This window comes from Oceanobacillus saliphilus (genome assembly GCF_023522835.1).
Lineage (GTDB): Bacteria > Bacillota > Bacilli > Bacillales > Amphibacillaceae > Oceanobacillus > Oceanobacillus saliphilus.
The window spans coordinates 477,813-500,792 of the sequence record NZ_JALCZU010000001.1; the positions used below are offsets into that span (position 1 = coordinate 477,813).

The 22,980-nt window shown below is 40.1% G+C and carries 17 protein-coding genes; 6 read left to right on the forward strand and 11 right to left on the reverse strand.

Annotated elements, in window-relative coordinates; genetic code table 11:
• Window positions 1-2: 2 nt before the first annotated feature.
• The 5 genes from MN204_RS02055 to MN204_RS02075 all read right to left on the reverse strand — a co-directional run bounded on the left by MN204_RS02055 (window position 3) and on the right by MN204_RS02075 (window position 7,159).
• Complete coding sequence (locus tag MN204_RS02055) at window positions 3-1,334, reverse strand: MATE family efflux transporter (protein WP_249869402.1); 1,332 nt, start codon at window positions 1,332-1,334, stop codon at window positions 3-5.
• Window positions 1,335-2,231: 897 nt separating this feature from the next.
• Window positions 2,232-4,232, reverse strand: a complete 2,001-nt coding sequence (locus tag MN204_RS02060; RefSeq protein WP_249869403.1) for a TRAP transporter permease — start codon at window positions 4,230-4,232, stop codon at window positions 2,232-2,234.
• Window positions 4,168-4,776, reverse strand: a complete 609-nt coding sequence (locus MN204_RS02065; protein ID WP_249869404.1) for a DUF1850 domain-containing protein — start codon at window positions 4,774-4,776, stop codon at window positions 4,168-4,170. Before MN204_RS02065 ends, MN204_RS02060 begins: the two co-directional genes overlap by 65 nt.
• Window positions 4,777-4,971: 195 nt before the next feature.
• Window positions 4,972-5,967: a TAXI family TRAP transporter solute-binding subunit gene (locus tag MN204_RS02070; protein WP_249869405.1), complete on the reverse strand. Its 996-nt coding sequence runs from the start codon at window positions 5,965-5,967 to the stop codon at window positions 4,972-4,974.
• 127 nt (window positions 5,968-6,094) lie between these two features.
• Window positions 6,095-7,159 carry an NAD(P)H-dependent flavin oxidoreductase gene (locus tag MN204_RS02075; protein WP_249869406.1) on the reverse strand — a complete coding sequence of 355 codons (1,065 nt, stop codon included), beginning with the start codon at window positions 7,157-7,159 and terminating at the stop codon, window positions 6,095-6,097.
• Between the two features lie 279 nt (window positions 7,160-7,438).
• On the opposite strand from MN204_RS02075, the gene nikC reads away from it, so the two are divergent.
• The 4 genes from nikC to MN204_RS02095 are packed head-to-tail and all read left to right on the forward strand — an operon-like array spanning window position 7,439 to window position 11,390.
• Window positions 7,439-8,341, forward strand: a complete 903-nt coding sequence (nikC, locus tag MN204_RS02080) for a nickel transporter permease (RefSeq protein WP_249869407.1) — start codon at window positions 7,439-7,441, stop codon at window positions 8,339-8,341.
• Window positions 8,342-8,357: 16 nt separating this feature from the next.
• Window positions 8,358-9,314: an ABC transporter permease gene (locus MN204_RS02085; protein WP_249869408.1), complete on the forward strand. Its 957-nt coding sequence runs from the start codon at window positions 8,358-8,360 to the stop codon at window positions 9,312-9,314.
• 38 nt (window positions 9,315-9,352) lie between these two features.
• A complete protein-coding gene (locus tag MN204_RS02090) occupies window positions 9,353-10,396 on the forward strand; it encodes an ABC transporter ATP-binding protein (RefSeq protein WP_249869409.1) in 1,044 nt (347 codons plus the stop codon).
• Window positions 10,371-11,390 carry an ABC transporter ATP-binding protein gene (locus MN204_RS02095; protein ID WP_249869410.1) on the forward strand — a complete coding sequence of 340 codons (1,020 nt, stop codon included), beginning with the start codon at window positions 10,371-10,373 and terminating at the stop codon, window positions 11,388-11,390. Before MN204_RS02090 ends, MN204_RS02095 begins: the two co-directional genes overlap by 26 nt.
• A 735-nt stretch (window positions 11,391-12,125) precedes the next feature.
• Here MN204_RS02095 and MN204_RS02100 read toward each other — a convergent pair.
• Window positions 12,126-13,754, reverse strand: a complete 1,629-nt coding sequence (locus MN204_RS02100) for a glutathione ABC transporter substrate-binding protein (RefSeq protein ID WP_249869411.1) — start codon at window positions 13,752-13,754, stop codon at window positions 12,126-12,128.
• A gap of 383 nt (window positions 13,755-14,137) precedes the next feature.
• Between MN204_RS02100 and MN204_RS02105 the strand changes: the two genes are divergently transcribed.
• Complete coding sequence (locus MN204_RS02105; protein ID WP_249869412.1) at window positions 14,138-14,926, forward strand: serine hydrolase; 789 nt, start codon at window positions 14,138-14,140, stop codon at window positions 14,924-14,926.
• Window positions 14,927-14,966: 40 nt separating this feature from the next.
• On the forward strand, window positions 14,967-16,256 hold the full coding sequence (locus MN204_RS02110) for a hypothetical protein (RefSeq protein ID WP_249869413.1): 1,290 nt from the start codon (window positions 14,967-14,969) through the stop codon (window positions 16,254-16,256).
• Window positions 16,257-16,544: 288 nt separating this feature from the next.
• On the opposite strand, the gene MN204_RS02115 is transcribed toward MN204_RS02110, so the two are convergent.
• From MN204_RS02115 to MN204_RS02135, 5 genes are all read right to left on the reverse strand, one after another.
• Window positions 16,545-16,868 carry a hypothetical protein gene (locus tag MN204_RS02115; protein WP_249869414.1) on the reverse strand — a complete coding sequence of 108 codons (324 nt, stop codon included), beginning with the start codon at window positions 16,866-16,868 and terminating at the stop codon, window positions 16,545-16,547.
• A 106-nt stretch (window positions 16,869-16,974) separates the two neighbouring features.
• Window positions 16,975-20,160, reverse strand: coding sequence for a DEAD/DEAH box helicase (locus tag MN204_RS02120; RefSeq protein WP_249869415.1), 3,186 nt, complete (start codon window positions 20,158-20,160; stop codon window positions 16,975-16,977).
• Between the two features lie 77 nt (window positions 20,161-20,237).
• Window positions 20,238-21,422, reverse strand: coding sequence for an MFS transporter (locus MN204_RS02125; RefSeq protein WP_249869416.1), 1,185 nt, complete (start codon window positions 21,420-21,422; stop codon window positions 20,238-20,240).
• 480 nt (window positions 21,423-21,902) lie between these two features.
• Entirely contained in the window at window positions 21,903-21,998 is a 96-nt protein-coding gene (locus MN204_RS02130; protein WP_249869417.1) for a putative holin-like toxin, read from the reverse strand.
• 192 nt (window positions 21,999-22,190) lie between these two features.
• The gene (locus MN204_RS02135; protein ID WP_249869418.1) at window positions 22,191-22,805 is read right to left on the reverse strand and encodes a superoxide dismutase family protein; all 615 of its coding nucleotides are present in this window, start codon (window positions 22,803-22,805) and stop codon (window positions 22,191-22,193) included.
• Window positions 22,806-22,980 lie beyond the last annotated feature (175 nt).

A 22,980-nucleotide genomic window follows, 5' to 3' on the forward strand; every position in this document is an offset into this window, starting at 1 on the left:
TCCTAAAATAAATCCTTTTGACGCCATTTACCAAAATGATAATAAAGGATGGCAATCAGACTGCTGACGATAAAGCTTATTCCCATGCCGATTGCAATTCCAATTTCACCATAACCTTTGGCAAATAACGCTGTGAGCGGGTAACGCAGAACCCAAAAGGAAATGATATTCAACACCAACACCTGATACATTGCACCTGCAGCTCTGACAATTCCATTTAAAATAAAATTAATGCCCAAAAATGGATAACAGAGTGCGATAATCTGTAAATATCTAGTACCAAATTCAACAGCTTCTTCTTCACGAATAAACAGTCTGATACCGTATTCGGCAAAAAAAGCGACAATGATTCCGACGAGAAACATAACGGAAAAATTATATAGAACGCCATACTTCGCAATGTCTTTTACCCTGTCCCAGTTCCTAACACCTATATTTTGTCCTGCCATACTGCTTACGGCTGTACTAAGAGCATGGGCTGGGAGCATCAAAACACTATCCAAACGTTGTGCAGCACTGAACCCCGCGACAACTCCCCCGCCAAAAACAGTGACAACACTCATGATTGCTGCAGAGCCTGCAGATATGACAGACATTTGTAAACCGGATGGAATTCCGAGATTTAATATGAGTGCAACCTCTCTCCGTTTTGGCAGTTGAGGAATACTGAATGGAGCAAGTTTTTTTCGCAGCATATAGGTGACCCCATATAAAAACGCAATGCCTTGAGAGAGTATTGTTGCATATGCAGCACCCTCCACACCCCAATTAAATCCACTTATCAATAGAGGATCTAAAACAATATTCAGCATAACTGCAAGGGTTACAAAGCGCAGTGGGGTCTTACTGTCTCCCAATGATCGCAGTACGGTACTGATAAAATTATAGCCAAACAAAAACAATATGCCGAGGAAATTAATCTGAAGATAAGCATTTGCCTGCTCCATCATTTCCACAGGTGTACCTAGCAACAATAAGAATTGTTCGGAAAACACGTAACCGATAAGTCCAAGTACAATGGCAATCGTTGTCAACAACACGACAAAGGCATTTAAATAGCTCTTTAACCCTTCTTCATTGTCCTTCCCCTTTTGCTGGGACAAAATAGTCAATGCAGCGTTATTCAATCCGATAATAAATGAGAGTACAATAAAAATAATTGTAGTCGATACACCAATGGCACCCAACGCACTTGCTCCCAGCAAATTACCTACCCAAAGACTGTCAATAAACTGATAGGAAGTTTGCAGCAAGTTTGTCAGAATGATAGGACCAGAAAAAACAAATAACTGTTTCAAAATATTCCCTTGTGTAAAATCATGTTGCTTTTTCATCATAAAACCAGCTTTCCATACATCTTTCTATCTTATTATAAATCTCAACTTTCACTTCAGTAAAATAAGGTCTATCGTTTAACAGGGTAAACTTAACATACCGCTAATAATCCGCCTTTTTTACTTGGAAAAAGTAAGTAATGAAACAAGTTACTTCGGTAACCGCAGCCCGTATACACTCCGCTTTCCACGGGCGGCTGGTGAGCCCTCCTCGTGCTTTCGCACTGCGGGGTCTCTCCTATGCCTTTCCTCCCGTTGGAGTCTACGTGTATACGGGCTGCTAGTATGGAGTTTTTTGAAAACAAATTCTCAGCAAGACTTTTGGATTAACTATGATTTCACCTAACATTTTATAACAATCCACAAAAATCTTTTGTAATCATTAGCTTCACTCGTCATGAATTGCTCTGTTCGGATACGCACACCATAGGGGAATTACTTTAGCTTCCTCGAGAAAAACCGCTCTGCAAATCTTTGGACATGCCTGTTCCCACAGGACAATGAATGCTTCGTCAGCTTCGTTTTGGTTTACATTTTCAAGGAGTCACCTCCCACTGCTCACCCGTACTGGTGTAGCTACTGTATGAAGCAATTTCAGCTATTAGAGCAGTAATCTTCTAACCAGCTCTGGGAAATACACGGAGACTTCTGCGGGAGCAGAGGCATCGGTGAGACAGCGTAGCGCTTTAGCGCAAGTTGGCTCACCAGCCGCCCGCGAAAAGCGCAGTGTATTTCCCAGAGCGACGGCCGAAGATGATTATCTAGCGTCGCAGTGTATCTCCAACCCACTTAATTCTTCCGAGGTCAATTTAAATATACGAAAATAGAGTTCCTCATTACAAAAATTAAGGTGACCTAGTATTCACCATGATCACCTTAATTATAGTATATTTTCTTCTACGCTTCCCTACTTAACCTCTTCATTTGTTCATCTTTATTTTCCCGCTTGATAATTTGAATAACAAGAAGCACGATGAATATTCCAAGACCAAAGAGATCTGTATTTCCTTCAGGATACAATAACATGATCCCTGTTGTAAGCGTAATAATTCTTTCAACCCAGTTAAGTGGTTTATACCAGTAGCCAATCATACAGGCTCCAATGGCTATCATACCAACAAGCGCCGTCACTAAAGACCAGACTATATCAAAGACACTGGCGTCAATCATTAACAGAGTAGGATTCAGCACAAACATATATGGAATGATAAATGCCGCAATCGCAAGTTTTGCTGCATTAAAACCGGTACGTATCGGCTCTCCACCGGATATACCTGTCGCTGCAAATGCTGCCAGAGCAACCGGTGGGGTAATATCCGCCACAATACCAAAATAGAACACGAACATATGTGCAGCCAGGACCGGGATAGCAACTTCAAGATTGTCATTCAATGCCAAAATTGCAGGCAATGCAATTGTTGACGTAATAATGTAGTTTGCTGTTGTTGGTGAGCCCATTCCTAAAATGATGGAAGCAATCATCGTAAAGAATAAGGTTAAAAGCAATTGCGTCTCAACAGAATTGGCAAGTGTACCAGCAACGCTTACAAGGCTGTTTCCCAACTTAAGACCTAAACCAGTTTTCGTTACAACTCCTACGATAATACCCGCACACGCCGTAGCTGCAGCTACTCCCAAAGCAGTTCTTGCACCAGACTGCAATGCGACGATGAACTTACTAGGCGTAATTCGTGTGTCTTTCCTGAACAGACTGACAATAATTGTTGTCAGGATACCGTAAAGTGCCGCCCTTTCCACACTGAATCCAACAAATAAGAAGTACACGATTGCCAGGATTGGAAACAATAAGTGGATTTTCTTGAGCACGGTCGCTTTTGGTGGAATATCTTTGTCCGGCAGACCATGCAGACCAATTCGCTTTGCCTCTAAATGAGTCATAATCCAAATTCCTGCAAAATATAAAATAGCAGGAATCGTTGCTGCTTTCGCGATATTCCAGTAGCTTTCCCCAGCAAATTCAATCATAAGGAATGCTGCTGCCCCCATAATAGGCGGCATGATTTGCCCACCAGTAGATGCCGCTGCTTCTACTGCTCCGGCAAAGTTTTTATGATATCCAAGTTTTTTCATCATTGGAATGGTATAAGAACCAGTTGTTACTGTGTTTGCCACAGAACTACCGGATATTGTCCCATTCAATGCACTTGAGAAAATTGCTACTTTTGCAGGGCCGCCAGTACGTTTTCCAGCTATGGAAATAGCCAAGTCATTAAAGTACTGTCCAACACCCGTCTGAACAAGGAATGCTCCAAATAAAAGGAACAGGAAAATATAGGTTGAAGATACCTGTAGTGGTGTACCTAAAATACCTTCCGTTGTAAAGAACATCGAGCCAACTAATTGGTTCATGCTCAGTCCTCTATGCGCAAGCACGCCTGGCATATAAGGACCAAATAGAGCATATATAAGGAAGATAACTGCAATTACGGTAATCGGGAGGCCCACGGCACGTCTTGCACCCTCAAGGACCAGTAATATGGCCACCCCTCCTATAATAAGCTGCGTATCACTAATGCTTCCAATTTGCTGTACGAGGGAATCATAAAACACAGGCCAATATCCACAGACAATAATGGATAAAAGAACTAGTAGATAGTCATACCACGGTATAGAAGATTTCTTAGTTTTTCTTCTGGCAGGAAACAATAAAAATATGAGCGATAATGCAAAGCCTAAGTGGACGGTTCGCTGTATATATGCCGTATATTGTCCGAATATTCCTGTGTAGATTTGGAATAAAGAAAATGCAATCAATGTAAAAAAGATAACTTTACCAATTATGCCACCTACATTACGTTGATTCGATTCAGCATCATATTTCTCCAATAATTCCTGTTGTTCTTTCGTTAATTGATTCGGATCTTTCGTCTCCGTCATGAATCTTCACTCCTTTCAAATATTCCCATAAGGATAGCTCTTTAACTTTCACGGTAAACCAAGCACCGGGGCTAAAATATTCATTTAACCAAACCAAGTGCGTATCTCCGGAGGTGTTTTTATTAGATGAGGTAGATTCCCATTCGAGCCGATTTTCGGAAACCGTTTTTCCATTTCTGACTTTCAGCGAGGGAAAGTAATTATCAAGATCTTTCACATGATACTTCCCATCTTCGTAGACGAATGTTTGCCCTTCCTCTGCGTTTGAAGGCATACCAATCCCAAACTCCTCATAGACAATTTCATATTGTTTAATTTCATAGTTATCCATCACTTCATATTTTTCAACAACATCTGACAAATGTATAGAATGGGTAAAAACCAAATTGAATTTATCTCCTATAGAGATTGGAAGAAATGCTTCTAGATTATCGGTATTTGTTTCATAAAATACTAATGCAGTATTGAAGGGAAAAAGCAGGGTAAAGCATATCATACTAAGTAAAACGATAAAAATAGCTACAATTCTTATTCTATGTTTCATTTATCATCACCTATGAATCGCGGTCAGTATGGCTTCCTTCTGATTCGGAAACTTGGTTTGTCACCAAGCCTTACGCTGACAGTCTTCGTAGCACTTTATGCAGATAAGGAAGTTTTATACTTTCTTGTGTTAGAAGTCAAAAAATAGCCGACAGCCAAAGATGGACAGTCGGCCATTTTCTATTATTTTATTAATCTATTCAGTGGTAATACCTTCTTCATCAAAATATCTTTTTGCACCCGGGTGTAAATCAATACCGATACCATCCAAAGCTGTTTCCAGCGTGATGAATTCAGCTTTTGCATGGGCCATGCTGGAGGCATTATCATAGATCGCTTTCGTAAGTTCATATACAGTATCTTCCGGAACGCTGTCAGTTACAACAACCATCGCAAGCACTGCTACAGTAGCTACTTCTTCTTCAAGCCCGTATGTTCCAGCCTCAATCGTATCTGCTGCATAATATGGATATTTTTCAATCATTTCATCAATTTTATCTTGATCAATTGGTAAAATTGAAACGTCAATTGTTGCAGATAAACCTTCTACCGCACCAGTTGGGGTGCCTGCAGTAATAAATGCTGCATCAATATTTCCATCCTGAATTCCACCAGTTGATTCACCGAAGTCAAGGTTTTGTGCATTAATATCATCCATACTCATTCCGTGAATTTCAAGAATTTGTTCCGCATTGATGTAAGTTCCAGAACCAGGAGCACCAACAGACACTGTTTTACCTGCTAGGTCTTCAACAGAAGAAATTCCTGAATTAGCTGTTGTAACGATTTGGACTGTTTCCGGGTAAAGTGACCCAACTGCAAGCACATTGTCAACTGGGTTTCCTTCAAAAGCATTAATACCTTCGACAGCGTTAGCTACAACATCTGTTTGCACGAAAGCAAGTTCTGCTTCACCTTCCTGTAAAGCTATAACATTGTCTGCAGATGCATTTGATGAAACTGCATCCGTCTGAATACCTGTTGCTTCTGTAATATTATTAGCCATTTCCCCACCAAGTGGATAGTATGTACCACTGGTTCCACCTGTCAGCAGTTGCAGGAATTGTGGAGCATCTCCATTCCCTTCACCTTCACCCTCTGTAGCTCCATTGTCATCTCCTCCACACGCTGCCAGGAACAACACCATTGCGGAAAGTAAAATCGCTTTTAGAAACAAATTTTTCTTTTTCATAAAAACTCCCCCTTTTTTGTTAATATTATAGTAAGGATATCTTACAATTAAATTAATAATATTGTCAAATAATTGCCAACTTAATAGAGAGGAAAAAAATGGGACTCTATTAAATGAATTCTTATTGCTATACATCTACTTTTTTAGCAGCGTTCTCTTGATGCAAAGAATTGATTATTTCTCTGGCCGTTTCTTCCTTGGTTATTCCTCCTGCTCCCTGACCCGCCCACAGAGATTGCACCTCGGAAATCGCAAAGTCCGATCCAGCTGCACGGATATCTTTTGTCAATTCATTCTGGATGGGAAAAGGTAAAATAGGAATCCCTGATTCTTCCATTTCATCTATAAATTCGTTTCGGAGCGCTCTTGCGGGCCTTCCGGAAAATGCATTTGTAATGACCGTGTCACCATAGTCAGCTTTCAAAATAGCACGTCTGTACGAATCATTGGTACCTGCCTCTTCCGCGACAAGGAATCTAGTCCCCAACTGGACACCTGATGCACCCTGCTTGAGCAACCCTGCAATCTGTTCCCTCGCATAAATTCCTCCTGCAGCGATGATTGGTAGGGAAATATTTTTGATTAGTGACTGAACAAGTACATGGAGGCTGATTTCACAACCACGAGGATACTTTACGGTGTTGAACGTTCCACGATGTCCACCCGCTTCGAAGCCCTGCGCAACAATAAGGTCATATCCTGCATCCTGCAGTAGTAGTGCTTCCTCCAGGTTCGTTGCCATCCCTATAAGCGTAATATTATTTTTCTTCAGGCGATCAATCAAAATAGATGATAGCACGCCAAAAGCGGTGCTGACTATTGGAACCTTCTCTTTTATGATGAGATAGATTTTCTCCTGCAGATAATCCTTCACTTTAACCTGCTTCTTTCCCATTTCTATTCCAAGTTCTTTTCTGTAAGTATTTAATAGCTTCTGCATTTCATTAATATCTGTAGAAAACACTTCTAAATTGACTGCAAATAGATTTACTGCAAATGGTTTGCTTGTCAATTCTTTTACGGTATGTATCGATTTCTTTAAAGAAGTTGGGCTCATATAGCCAGCGCCAATAGTTCCTAGCGCACCGGCATTCGACACTGCTGCTACCAGCTCAGGTGATGTAATCCCTCCGGCCATGCCAGCTTGAATAATAGGAATCTCTATTTTCAATTTTTCCAGCAATTTATTCATGGAGATGCGCTCCTTCTATAATAGTTTACCTCAACATCATACCATACACTGAATTTAATGACTAATGCAATTTATACAAATATTATTATTCGACATTTTTTCCTATCAGAGGAAAAGCCCAGAAATGAAGATTTCTAGGTATTCAGGAGGTGTTTTTCGAAATTACAGATTAATTCCAGTAGGCTTAAACCGTGTTGTAAAACACCTTATTCATGGTATAATCAAAAATAGCGTTTTAAAGTAATTCTATTAGATTTATAGAAAGGAAGTTAGTAGTCTATGAGCCATTCGACAGAACATATCGACAATACTAGAACAGCAGTTAAGTCTCCTAATCCGCGGCTTAAAAATTGGAATATTGTATTCCGTAAACTGAAGAAAAACAAGTCTGCTGTTGTTGGCGGTATTCTTATCATCTTGTTTATAATTATTGCAATAATTGGACCATACATTACACCATATGCTCCACAAACACAAAATCTCGTTAACAAACTTCAACCACCTTCAGGAGATCATTGGTTTGGAACCGATAATTTCGGGCGGGATATTTTCAGCAGAATTATTCATGGTACCGGATTAACTTTAATGGTTGGATTCTTCTCTGTGCTGCTAGGTGCAACAGTTGGTATACTACTTGGAATTGTTGCAGGTTATTACGGAGGACGTACAGACAGTATTATAATGAGACTTATGGATATTCTGCTTGCTTTCCCTGGAATTCTTCTTGCCTTGGCAATTGTTACCGTCCTTGGAGGAAGCTTAGTAAATGTTGTTATCGCAGTAGCTATTTCATCTATTCCAGTCTTCGCACGAATTGTCCGTGGGTCTACTCTTTCTGTTAAAAAACTTGAATATATTGATGCAATGCGGGCTCTTGGTGCTAGTGACGGCCGAATTATCTTCCGGCATATACTGCCAAATATCACATCACCGATTATTGTTCAAGCTACATTAAATATTGCAACTGCCATCTTATCTGCAAGTGGGTTGTCCTTCCTTGGACTCGGTGCCCAGCCACCACAACCCGAATGGGGAGCAATGCTTAGTGAAGGACGCAACTATCTCTATAATGCACCACACGTTGCCCTTTTCCCTGGACTTGCCATTGTCGCAGTAGTTCTTGCATTTAATATGCTAGGTGACGGTTTAAGAGACGCATTTGATCCTAAAACAAAAGAATAGAGAGAGGTGAAAAGTCTTGTTTAAGTTTATAATCAGAAGAATTATACAAACGATACCCGTTTTAATTGGGGTTTCTATATTGGTATTTAGTTTAATGCACCTTGTTCCCGGTGATCCTGCACAAATCATGGCAGGGGAAAGTGCACCAAAGGAACAAGTGGAAAATATTAGAGAAAGATTGGGATTAAATGACCCTCTTCCTGTCCAATATTTTAATTATGTTAGTGATGCTGTCCAAGGTGATCTTGGTAATTCCATGCGTAGTGGACGTGATGTGACTGCGGAAATTGGAGCGCGGTTTTGGGTCACTGTAGAATTAGCATTTTATAGTACAGTTGTAGCCGTATTTATCGGATTAATTGCTGGTGTAGTTTCAGCAACGAAACGCTATACTTTTACAGATACTGCCATAATGATTATCGCCCTGTTTGGCTTATCTATGCCTAACTTTTGGCTTGGGCTCATGCTCATTCAATGGTTTGCAATTGGAATTGATCTTCCAGCCTGGGTACCATTTATCAGTGATACAAGCTGGTTCTCACCATCTGGTTGGGGGAGTTTCAAACAAATTGTCCTACCTGTATTGACGCTCGGAACAGGAAGTGCAGCCATTATTGCGAGAATGACACGTTCAAGCATGCTTGATGTTATTGGACAAGACTATATACGTACAGCAAGAGCAAAAGGGGTAAAAGAACGTGTCGTAATATACAGACATGCGTTGAAAAATGCATTAATCCCAGTTGTAACAGTAGTAGGGCTTCAGTTCGGCGGGTTACTCGGTGGAGCAGTACTTACTGAAACAGTATTCGCTGTTAATGGAATGGGGAAATTGATCATTGACTCGATTCAAGCTCGTGACTTCCCTGTTGTACAAGGTACTATTTTAGTAGTAGCCTTATTATTCGTATTTGTTAACTTACTAGTAGATATTGCTTATCGATATTTAAATAAGCGTATCGATCTTGATTGATAGTTTCAGTGTATTCTTAATAGAAAGGAGCAACTAAGATGACCAGCAAACCAAATAGTTACGATAATATATTAGAAATAAAAGATTTACAGACTTCATTTTTCACGAAAGACTTAGAAGTAAAAGCGGTCGATGGTGTATCTTTTGCAATACCAAAAGGGAAAGTGCTTGGTGTAGTTGGAGAATCGGGTTCTGGAAAAAGTATTACCTCTCTTTCCATTCTACGCTTGGTTGAAGAACCTGGAAAAATAAAGGGCGGAGAAATTCTGTTCAAAGGAGAAAATCTTCTTGAAAAAACAGAAGCAGGGATGCGAAAAATTCGCGGAAACGAAATATCCATGATTTTTCAGGAACCGATGACTTCCCTAAACCCAACATTTACCGTCGGACAACAAATTAGTGAATCTTATATCATACATGAAGGTTTAAACAAGAAACAAGCTAAGCAACGTTCCATAGAAATGTTGAAGCTTGTAGGTATTCCTTCACCGGAGAAACGCATTAATCAATATCCATATGAATTATCCGGAGGTATGAGACAGCGGGTTATGATTGCCATGGCACTTGCATGCAATCCAGAACTTCTGATTGCAGACGAACCAACAACAGCACTCGATGTTACGATTCAGGCTCAAATTCTCGATCTGTTTAAAAATTTACAGCAGGAACTAGGAATGGGCGTTCTCTTAATCACCCATGATCTCGGTGTTGTTGCCGAAACTTGTGATTATGTTGCTGTGATGTACGGTGGACAAGTTGTTGAATATACAGATGCAGATACGTTGTTTAAATCTCCAAAACACCCATATACCGTGGGACTGATGCAATCCATTCCACCGCATGACCACGATATTGAAGGTGATCTATCTGTAATTAAAGGGTCTGTACCAAGCCCAGCAGAAATGCCAATCGGATGCCGCTTTGCACCCCGTTGTCCTTTCGCTACAGATCTATGCCGTACGAAATTACCGGCTTTGGAAACAGATGAAGAAGGAAAACAAATTCGTTGCTGGATCTATTCAGATGAATGGGATGGCGCTCCGGAGGTGAATATACATGCAAACAAAGAAAGAACTACTTAAAGTAACCGACTTAAAGCAATACTTCCCGATCAAGGGGGGAATTTTGGGTCGTACGGTCAATCATGTCAAAGCTGTAGATGGCGTATCTTTTACAGTCTATGAAGGTGAAACACTCAGTATTGTAGGTGAATCAGGTTGTGGTAAATCTACTACTGGCAGATCTATTCTAAGACTGGATGAACCAACGGATGGACAAGTGGAATTTAACGGTACAAACTTACTTGCTTATAATAAAAAAGAGATGAACAGTGTCCGGAAAAACATGCAAATCATCTTCCAAGATCCCTATGCTTCGATAAACCCAAGACAAACCGTCAGACAGGTTTTAACCGAAGCAATGGAAATTCAAAACTCTGTGCCAAAAAGCGAAAGAAATGATCGCGTCCTGGAATTGATGGAAACGGTTGGACTAGGTCCCCATCAGGCAGATAGACTTCCACATGAGTTTAGTGGAGGGCAACGCCAACGTATTGGTATCGCACGTGCATTATCTGTCGATCCCCAGCTAATTATCGCTGATGAAGCTGTTTCTGCCTTAGACGTATCCATTCAGGCCCAAGTTATAAATTTATTAATGAAACTTCAGCGTGAGTTTAAACTTACTTATCTATTTATCTCTCATGATTTAGGTGTAGTAAGACATATTTCCGATCGTATAATTGTTATGTATCTTGGTAAGATTGTTGAAATTGCAGATAAAAAATCACTTTTTGAAAATCAAATGCATCCTTATACACGTGCATTGCTATCAGCTATTCCAAGCACAAATAAGGAAAATAAAAAAGAGCGCATCATTTTAAAAGGGGATGTTCCATCTCCAATCGATCCGCCTAAGGGCTGTCGCTTCCATACACGTTGTCCTTTCGCAACGGATCTATGCAGAACAGAGGAACCAGTGCTCCGAACTGCAGACGGCATGCTGGAAGGTCATCAGGCTGCATGTCACTATATGGAAGAAATTAAGACAGGCGAGCATCAACCGACTACCGTTTAAAGTCTTCTCATGATGGTTATGTAAGTCAATAAAAAATTACTCAATCGAAAGAGGCTCCTCTTACAAGACGAGGAGCTTCTTTTTTTATTTGGCTGTTTTTTAATGGAATGTTTTATTGGTACAATATCTGTTAACTGCGACATTAGAGATTAACATCTTCGGCGACCGCTCTGGGAAATACACTGCGCTTTTCCACGGGCGGCTGGTGAGCCCCTTCATGCTTTCGCATTTCAGTGTCTCACCGATGCCTCTCTTCCCGTAGGAGTCTCCGTGTATTTCCCAGAGCTGGTTTTAGCTTGTTGACAGTTAACTGTATTCATAAGAGCGATAAAAACTTATCATACAGTTTCACAAGTCCAGGATCGGTCAGGACTTGTAAAGCTGATGTTTACGGTAGGATTTTTAATCACCTGTTATAGAAAACCACCATACCAGCAGCCCGTATACACGTAGATTCCAACGGGAGGAAAGACATCGGTGAGACCCCCTAAAGACGAGAAAGCACGAGGAGGGCTCAACAGCCGCCCGAAAACCGCAAGTGTATACGTGCTGCGGTTGCCTGAGTAACTATATTCCATTATCAGCGCTGAAAATTTAACATAAAAGAAGTTATGTCACAGTTTATATCTACTCTGATAATTATAAAGCAACAAAACTTACAAATAGAGCCTTTCGTTTCAAACAAAAAGTCTGTACCCTTTCTGTTAGAAAAGGTACAGACTTTTATTTTATGATTTATTCTTCAATATATACTTCATGCAATTGTAGAATTCCGGTTGGATCCTGAGAGAATCCTTTAACAGAACTGCTGACACCTACAAGGAAATCCTGGTGATGGATATTCAAGAATGGTGCAACTTCTACAAGAAGTTCTTGAATTTCACTATATAATTCAAGACGAGTGTCTGGGTCTGGCTCTTGACGTGCTTCATCCAGAAGTGCATCGATGTTCTCATCGCGGACGAAGGTACGGTTACCCGGTTCCCCAACCATGTCAGAATGCAATAATGCATACAAGCCATAGTCAGCGTCACCTGTAACAGTAGACCAGCCTAGGATAAACATCTCATGCTCTCCGTTAGCAGTTTGCTCTAAGTAAGCACCCCACTCAAGCACCTCAATTTGTACATCAATACCAAATTCCGCTAGTTGCGCTTGAACAACTGTAGCTGTATCAATACGCTCTTGGCTATCATTTGTCCATAGAGTCGTTGAGAAGCCATCTTCATAGCCAGCTTCAGCCAATAACTCTCTAGCAGTTTCCCGATCATATTCAAGTCCCTCTGCATTTTCATCAAAACCAAATACATCTGGAGCTAAAGGTCCAATAGCAGGTGTACCAATTCCGTCATAAACACCATTGATGATAGATTCTCTATCAATCGCCATGTTTACTGCCTGACGTACTAATGGATCATCAAATGGTTCTTTTTCTAGGTTAAACCCAATATATGATAAACCTACACTACTTTGCTGATTAACGTCAGCATTAGGCATTCCTTCTACACGAGGAACGTCATTCGGACTAAGATTATTAGCGATATGTGAATCTCCTGTTTCTAATTCAGCAACACGAGTACCACCCTCACTAACAACTTTAAATGTTACAGAATCAAGCTTTGCAGGTTCTCCCCAGTAATCATCGTTTTTAACGACAACAACTGAATCACCAGGATTCCAGCTGTCAAATTTGAAGTAACCTGTTCCGATAGGGTGTTGGTTAATCACACTACCTGGCTCTCCTCCGTCTTCCATTGCAGCATAATCTTCTTCAATCTGATCTAGAGAAACCATTGCACCACCATTATGCGCTAAATGTGCAGGCAGTGGAGCGAAAGGATATTCTGTTACAAACTGTACGGTGTAATCATCGACTACAACAACTTCCGTTACCATATCATAAAGGAATGCACGTGGTGATGCTACTGCAGAATCCAGGATACGGTCAATGTTAGCCTTAACTACATCGGCATTGAACTCTGTACCATCATGGAAAGTAACACCTTCACGTAACTTAAATTCCCAAACATTATCTTCCACAGCTTCCCAGCTTTCAGCCAGTGCCGGTTGTACTTCCATATTCTCATCTTGTGACGTCAATGACTCAAAGATATTGGATTGGATATCACTGGAAGCCGTATCGTTTGAACCAACTGGATCCAAAGATACTGCATCTGACAAGTTGGCAATTATCAGGTTGCCACCAGAGCCATCTCCAGCTTCTGTTCCTTCTGTTCCCTCAGTTTCTTCTCCACTGTCATCTGTTGTTCCTGATTCATCCGGCTCGCTTGCACAAGCAACAAGCACAACACTCAACAGTAAACCGAAAACTAATAATAAAAGTGACTTTTTGGATAACTTCATGTTTTCTAACCCCCTATTTCTGTTAATAGCCAGTAAGTATGTACGGTAAGGCTATACTATACTATATTACTCTATAATTCTAAAAAATTCAATTAAGACTACCTTTTATATCTAGTAAATTTTGGAGATATTTGTTATGTATGTTTGAATCTATCATGTAAGTGCTTTTTTACGTATGTAGTATTTACCCTACTATATTAAAAACCGAGCTTTCTTGACAATATTGGGAAAATTCAATATGATAGTTGCTAATAATACCTTTTTATTAATTTCGGCAAATAGAAAAGTATAAAACTTGCCTATCTGTATCAGTACAATGAAGGCTGTCACTGAAAGACTTGGTGACAACCAAGTTTTCTAATTAATGTGACAGGGGGAATGAAATGAGTCTAGCACAATTGGAATCGGACCTACTTTCCTTAATTAGCGATAGTATTGAAAATTTTTCCTTATCCATCCATACTGATGAGGGAATGATTAACATGAACGCCGACATGCCAAGAAAGGCCGCGAGTCTTGCTAAATTATTCATATTGGCTGAAACGTACCAGCAAGTAGAGAACAGTTCCCTTTCATTGAATAAACTCGTTTACATTGATCGAAAAGAAATGGTTGGAGGGTCAGGGGTCATTCAATATCTGACAAATTCACATGTGTACAGTTATCAGAATCTTGTTGAGCTAATGACGATTGTTTCCGATAATACCGCTTCTAACATCCTGCTTGAAACAATAGGAATGGATGAAACAAATGCCTTTGCGAGTAGAATTGGTTGTAAAAATACGATCGTTGCAAGGAAATTCATGGATTATACAGCTCAAATAAACGAAATTGAAAACGTTACCACAGCAAAAGATATCGTTCGTCTACTCAAGCTTTTTTCGAGAACAAATGCGTATTTTACTGAGAAAAGTCGCAGGGAAATATTGGAGATACTTGGCAATCAGCAATTTAACTCGAAGCTCTCAAGTTTCCAGCATAACAATCCATCCATTAAAATTTTCCATAAAACAGGTGAATTACAAGGTGTTGAACATGATGCGGCTATCATCGTCGCTAACGGAAAAATAATGGAGGTTGCCGTACTTACCGAAGGATGGAAAAATAATGGCACAGCACAACGATACATAGCTGAAATTGGTCGCCTGCTAATAAATCATTTAGTTAACTGATTTTTAGCAATAGATACTAAAAAGATTGGAGTGGAATCGTTTGAATACTAAAATTGCAGTCATTGGTCACGCAGAAACGGTGGAACGCGTGAACGCTTTAGCAGCCGAATATGATCATATAGAAATTCTGCCCTTTATATATGCTCATTCCCGAGAAGTTCCAGAATTAATTGAAAGGGCTTTCATGTGTGATGTTTACCTTTTCACTGGTGCCCTCTCCTACATGTATGCACAGGAAAAGATTAAAAGGAAAAGTCTTCCTACGGTAAAAATTGCTTATGATGAATATACAATCCTCACTTCTTTCTACCGTTTAAGAAATATATACAATCAGGAGCTTGATAGAATTTCAATAGATGTTTATAACGGCAATCATATGGAAGAAGTAGAAAAAGAACTCGGCTTCAAAAATAAACAAATTTATTCGTATAGCTTCGGTAAAGATGCTCATCCGGATATTGATAAAATTGCTAATTTCCACAAGAAGCTTTGGGATGAGGGAAAAATAGATAATGTTCTCACTTCCTGTAAAGAAGTGGAGTCACATATGAAAGATTATGGGATACCTGTCATATACATGTCCATTCCCGAAATTAATATAAGACATGCAATTGAACAGGCTAAGTCCATGACAGATTTGAATAAAAACACAGGCACGCAGATTGTAACAGGTTATGTAAGAATAAAAGAAACAGAATCTTTACAAGATGAAAGTCAACAAGCATATGAGGAAAATCTTTATCAGTTAAAGCAAATTTTAAACGAATTTGCAGAACGTACAGATTCCTTTCTTACGCATAGCAGAGATGATCAGTTTGTTATTGTTGGAACGAAGAAGATGCTCGATCATCTACAGAAGCATTATCGCGACTTTCCTCTCATCAGGGAAATTGAATCCGCTCTAGAAATGCCTATCGATATTGGGTTCGGTCTTGGACTGACTACAAAAGAATCCGAAGCACACGCTCTTCTTGCAGTGGATAAATGCAGCAAAGACAAGAGAAGTCTAAGTTACATTGTTAATGAAAGAAAAGAAATCATTGGTCCTATTGGCATCAAACGCGACATTGACACATCCCGCTTGTTTTATGAGCTAATCCATAAAGCCCGTTTGAATAATGAGCTTTCCTATAATTTTATAGACTTTATTACCGACAGAAATAACGAACCTTTTTCTTCGAATGATATCGCCACTTTTTATAAGGTTACAAAGCGCAGTGCAGAGCGGACTGTAAATAAACTTCTTTCGGGTAATGTCATTAAGGTTTCAGGGGAAGAACGTCCCTATTTAAAAGGGAGACCACGCAAGCTGTTCACATTGAATCAATAATAAATGCACGATGAACTTCATCTATGCCCAAGTGGACATAAAAGACTTCAGGAGAAGGTATTTTTACCTTTTCCTGAAGTCTTTTACAAATAGCAAAGTATAAATTTTTGGCAGCAATTAATTCTAACACATAATCGGCCACGTCCAGCTCCAGCGCCCAGGGACTAGCGAGACTTCCTTCACCTCCGTACGATAAGTCAACATCGGCTCCCTCCGGTCACCGTGTTTCCTTTATCTCCTGCGGCTCAATCCAGTCCGTACGTCCCTAAACGAGCGCTTGCGCTTTTGTTACCTTTCCAATTCAAATGCATTATTTCTCACTAATATTTCCAATGCATCCTCAATATCTTCTTCTACTATTTGCCCTTCAATCAAATGCGTTACTGGTGCATCACTATTCTGTGATGCTTCTTCCCCTACTTTATTGAGGCCGACTGTGCCGGTAACTCCCCAAGTCGGTCCTAAAGGAGCAATCGGTATATATCTCGGGTTCTCATCAGCTGCAGGAATTTTATCGACAATCAAATTGGTTACTTTAAGGGTTTGGAGAGCCGAACGGGCTGACTCAGCATCGTTTTCAGACCGGAAATAAGCGAGTATGTTTCTTGTCATAGAAACCAACATTCCTTTCCATCGCTATTTTTAGTTTATATTTCCCCTATTTTTAGAAATACAAACAACCAAAAGCGAAAGTGCCTTCATCGTTGCTGACCAATTCCTACAGATTGAGCAATTCTCTGACATCATCTTCACTCAGACTGGAGAGCATTGTTTCACCAGGCTGAATGACCTGATCAATCAGTTCACGCTTCTTCTGCTGTAGGTCATAAATTTTTTCTTCTATTGTTCCTTCTGTCACGAGTCTGATTACTTGAACGACATTTTTCTGGCCAAATCGATGTGCCCGGCCTGTTGCCTGATCTTCCACCGCTGGATTCCACCATAAATCATAAAGGATGACTGTATCTGCACCTGTCAGGTTAAGGCCAGTTCCTCCAGCTTTAAGGGAAATCAGGAATATATTGTTCTCACCGTTATTGAATCGTTCCGTCATCTCCACCCTTTCCTTGGAAGGAGTCTGACCATGAAGGTAGAAATAACCATAGCCCGCTTTTTCCAAACGTTTTTTTATAATCTCATGCATGCTTGTAAACTGTGAAAAAATCAACATGCGCTTGCCATTTTCCATGGCTGTTTGGACTGTGTCCATCAATTGCTCTAACTTGCCTGAATGCCCCTCGTAATTTTCAATAAATAGACTAGGATGACAGCAAATTTGACGAAGTCGTGTTAAACCAGCAAGGATTTTCATCCGGTTTTGGTTGAAGCCACTGCCTTTCATCGATTTCACTGTTTCCTGTTGAACCTGACGCAAATAACCAACATATAGGTCCTTTTGCTCCTTAGTAAGCTCCGAAACATGAACAGACTCAATCTTGTCAGGAAGCTCTTTCAATACATCCTTTTTCAGTCGTCTTAAAATAAATGGACGTGTCATCATCGCTATTTTTTCATTTGACAATTGTTTAAATTTTCGATGGTTCGGCATTAATCCAGGTAAAACGACTTGGAAGATTGCCCATAACTCATCAATTGAATTCTCAATCGGTGTTCCGCTCAATGCAAAACGGCGGGTTGCTTTTATCTCACGAATTGCCCTTGATGTTTTAGTCGCATAATTTTTAATATATTGTGCCTCATCCAGAGTCATCGTTTGAAAAGTCATTTCCCGATAGTATTCAATATCCTGTCTTAACGTAGCATAAGAAGTTATCCACACGTTCGTGCCCTGTGATTTTTCTATTAGTTGATGACGATCTTCCGGCACTCCGGTCAGCACTACTACGGAAAGATCTGGTGCAAATTTTTCAAATTCATTTTTCCAATTGTAGACGACAGATGACGGAGCGACGATTAAATGTGGTCCAATTGTCTCACCCATTGATTCAGAAGCTAGGTATGCGATGCTCTGCAACGTTTTCCCAAGCCCCATATCGTCAGCCAATATTCCGCCCAGATGATAATTGCTCAATGACTTGAACCATTGGAACCCTGTCAGTTGATAGTTGCGTAATGAGGCCTGAAGTGTTTCAGGGAGCTCATATATCTGTTCCTCCGGTGATTTAAGCTGATTCAGCAGCTGTCGAAAAGCTGGGTCATAGTTTTTCTTTGTATCGATTAGTTCATCAAGCTGTGTCCCCCTGAAAACTGGCATATGGACATTTCCGTTAAGGACGTCATCTTTATGAATTTCCATATCATCAAAAAACCGTTTCATGGAAGAAAACTCTTCCCCTTCCAATGACAGCAATTCACCACTGCCAAGGCGATAGTAACGTTTCTTTTCGATAACTGCATTAAGAATTTCATTGATTTCCGAATCATTGACACCGTTTATATCAAAGCCAATTTCCAACAGATTTGCTGAAGATTCAAGACGCACACTCGTCGTTGGCATTGGGGCATTTTCCACAATCATTCCACGAATATCCTGCGTCAGGAACAGTTCGACATAATCATCCAATAATGGCAGAACATAATATAGAAAATCATATAGCTCCTCTTCATCTGATTCAATATATAATTCCTTGCCGTTATAATGAAAGTTTGCATGTTCGATCAACTGCATAATCTGCTGTTCTTTATCTACATCACGAATAATGATGACATCATTATTCTCTTTTCGCCCTGTAAACGGGTCAATCAGCTGATCACCGTAATGATACTCCAGTTTCCCGGTAATCCAATCGGCTTTCATTTCAATATATAATTTTGCCCTTAACGGGAGTTGTACTATCTCAGCTTTAATCGTTTCCTCAACATCAACGTTGCCGATTTTTTTTAAGGAAGGCATGACTTCCGATAAAAAGGTGTCCGCCTGTGCCTTTCGAATTGGGAGCTCAAGGTCATTCATGCCAAATCGGGAAACTTCCTCGAGTATGTGTACCTGCTCTTTTGCAGGAAAATAAAATACTCCCTGCTGAAATAGAATTTCATATAACTGAAAATAGGTTGCCCCTTCGGCATCTCCTATTTTAAGCATCAAATCATCCCGTTCATTCTTCGTCAGTGAAAAGTTAAATGGCAAAGAATCCTTCTCAATCGAAACATCACGAAAACTTCTATTTTTTGCCTCAACTGTAAAATCCCTTTCGGACAGCTTTTCCAACAGCTCTTTGGCCGCGAGTGGTGGAATCGTTAAATATCGTTTGTCCCCATTATTTCCCTCCGCGTTAAAGGTATGGGAAAAATCATGATAAATTTCTTCATTTCGTTTGATGGCAAAAAGCATCTCAAATACTTCATAATCCTTTTGCAGAAAATAATGATTGTCAGGATTATATGCGAATTTTTTTGTGAAGTAATGATCACGCCCCTGAAGGACATCCCTCAAAAACCCGAAAGCATTCTTTACAACATAGCAATGCTTTTCACCAGTCCGTATTTCGAGCTGGAGGTTCTTATCGAATGTCCATTTACAATAATACTCCACATACATCGGAGTCTTGTCACTGAAGACTTCTGAAGTTCTATTCTGTTGCGGGACCTGACTTAAAGCTTGTATAAAGCTGTTTGTCAACTGATAATTCGGCTTCACCGGCAGACTAGGTGAATTTGTCTCCTTATTCACAATACTGATGAGTGTGGCAGCTATATGTTTGCATGATCCGAACGTTTCAAAGGCTGGACAGTCACAATAGGTATCGATGGAACCGTTGTTAAAATTCTTCATGTTGATTTCTACAAAGTAATCTTCCGAACCATGTACCGTTGCAGTCCAAACAAGGTAATTTATATCATATAAAAGATCGCTCACTTTATTTTGTTTGTAATAATCCAACCCACGCTTATAGATGATTCCAGGGAACAGTTTCTGGATGTTTATATCACTTAATTTTTTCAAAATACAAGGAACCCACCTTCTAGTATCTGATTTTATTATTGTATACGAGATTGGCATCTTTTAAAAATAATCTGAACTTACTTTTTCAGAACTTTCAAGACGAGAAATAAATATAGAATCATGGCTGTAAACACCGACCCAGCCGAGGCCATGTAAATAGCGGCATAGCTGTAAAAGGAAGCTACCTGCCCAAAGACTACTGCACCAATCCCTACTCCAAGATCAAAGGAGGAAAAGAACGTTGCATTTGCCATGCCTTTCCGATTGCCTGGTGCCCGATCAACCGCCCATGCTTGAAGTGCTGGCTGCACTCCGCCAAACCCTAGTCCAAATAAACTCCCTGCAATCAATAATGTCATCGTATTGGGCAACCAGGATAGAAGGAACATAGAGATTAGAATAAGAAGTGTGCCCGGCAAGAATATGTATATATGCCCCTTCCGATCATATAGTTTCCCTGCAAATGTTCTGGATAACATTAAAAATAAAGCAAAAACAAGAAAATATAACTGGATGCCGGAAACATTCTGTTCGATTGCATGCAATGGAAGAAATGTAGCTATTCCCCCGAATGCGATGGTGATAAAAAAGAGAAGGATGGAAGGCTGTAATGCTGTTTTTTCAAAAATATCGAATTTCATTGTTTTCGTTTTATGTGGTGATTCTTCCACTGCTTTATAACGTATCTTTGCAGCAAATATAAATGCAACGATTCCAAAAGCTGCACAAATTAGGAAAAGTTGTGAAAATGGAATGATCCCAACGAGAGTCAACCCGAGTGCCGGACCAAATGCCAGCGCAATATTACCGGAAAGACCGAAGTAGCCCATGCCTTCTCCCCGTTTTTTCGGTGGAATAAGATCGGTCGCAATGGTACCTCCTGCTGTAGTCGAAAGTCCCCAGCCGATTCCTTGCAGCATACGAATGATAATTAAAAGAAACATACTTGCTGTAAAAGAAAAGGCACCAATGGAGAGAACAAACATAGCAAGTCCGGTCATATAGACAAAGCCCCGCCCTTTGGATTCCAATGCATGACCAGCATATGGTCGGATGAGCAAAGCAGAAAACGTAAAAACACCTACAATGATTCCTATCATTTGATCACTTCCGCCGAGTTCCTTAACAAATAGCGGAATCGTTGGCAATGTCATTTGGAAGCCGAGGAATACAAAGAAGTTTGCAAAGCATATGAGCAAGAAATCACGTGTCCAAATTTTATTTTGTCCGGATAATTCCTGTGTCCTTGTCTTCTGTTTCATAAAAAGCTCCCTTTATCCATTAATAATAGAATATTATACAGGAGTCTTGGAGCAAATGAAATGAAACGAATGACATGGGTTGTTTATTTGTCTAATGATCTAGACTTGGCAAACTTGCATCTGTATGTGAAATTATTTTCTGAAGGACAGTAAATTTGTACACTGCGACGTAACTACCGCACTGCAGAGATGGGCTTCTGCAACCGCAGAGCCGTCGCCGAAGCTACATATCTTATGTTGGACTTAATATCAATTGGTAAATATAAAAAGCAATTAAACTTACCAAAATAGCTTATGATTCGGATAGTATGTACGTTTCCATATAATTGAAATATGGTATAATTTATTTAAATAGTAAATATACTAAATAGGCCCAGCTGTCACTGGGCCATTAGATAAGCGGTTCCCTAAAGCTGGAATCGGCTGTTTTTGTGCAGAAGGCCTCTCCCTAATAAACTTTAGACGGTTCATAGGGACGGCCTATTTTTTATTGACCAAGGTGGCGACCAATGCGAGCAATGCAATTAGAAATGTTCCAAAACTTCCAAGCACCATCATTACTTCATACATGCTCATAGGCATTCCCCCTCTCTCTTTGAAAACTGGTATTCGCCAGAAACTTAACAGCGAATGCCTTTGTTACCGAAAAAGGGTTAGCCGACCCATCCCTAACAGAACATTATCTCCGTCTATTATAGCATAATCGACCATAAAAACAGAACACATATTCTGTTTTGGATTAAATTGATTCGATTGGACTACTTGTCATTATTCGCCAATCACACCACAAGCAATTCTATCTCCTGCATCACCAGCTGGCTGGGAAACGTAATCGTCCGCTTCTGAATGAATCATCAATGATGTTCCCTCATCTGTATACAACGTGTTATCCTCATCCATTTGCGATGTAACCATATCTGCTGTAACTTCTACATCTACCGTACCATCTTCAGCGATTTCAATATTCTGCAAGTCTCCTGCGTGCGGTCCTTCCGGGTGATCAAATCCATGCTCTGCGTTCGTAGGGTTATAATGGCCGCCTGCAGATTCAAAATCAGGTGTTTCACACTTTCCAGCCTCATGAATATGGAAACCTTTTGTTCCAGGTGGAAGATTCTCGCCGACTAGATGAATATTAACTCCACTATCATCTTCTGTAATTGTTGCGGTAGCCACCATTTCTCCATCTTGATTCATCATAGAAACCAACACTTCTTCTTCAGCTGTGGCATTTCCTCCCTGTTCCTCTCCGGTATCCATATTATTTTCCGGTGAAGATTGTTCCTGATTTTCCGTCTCCTGATCTTCCTCATTACCAGTTCCACAAGCGCTTAAAAATAAAGCAATTACGATGATAAATAGAACAGTTGTCCAACGATTCATTTGCTTAAGCTCTCCCTTCAGAAGTTTTACTATGTATGTTTCACAAATTAATAGGATGTTAAACATATTTCAATGTACACGGTTTAGAAAAATAACGTCGCCAAGCCTTTGGGCATATGCCTTAGTTGCACTTATACAAGTAAGAAAGTTTACTTGCGAACAAAAAAACTGATCC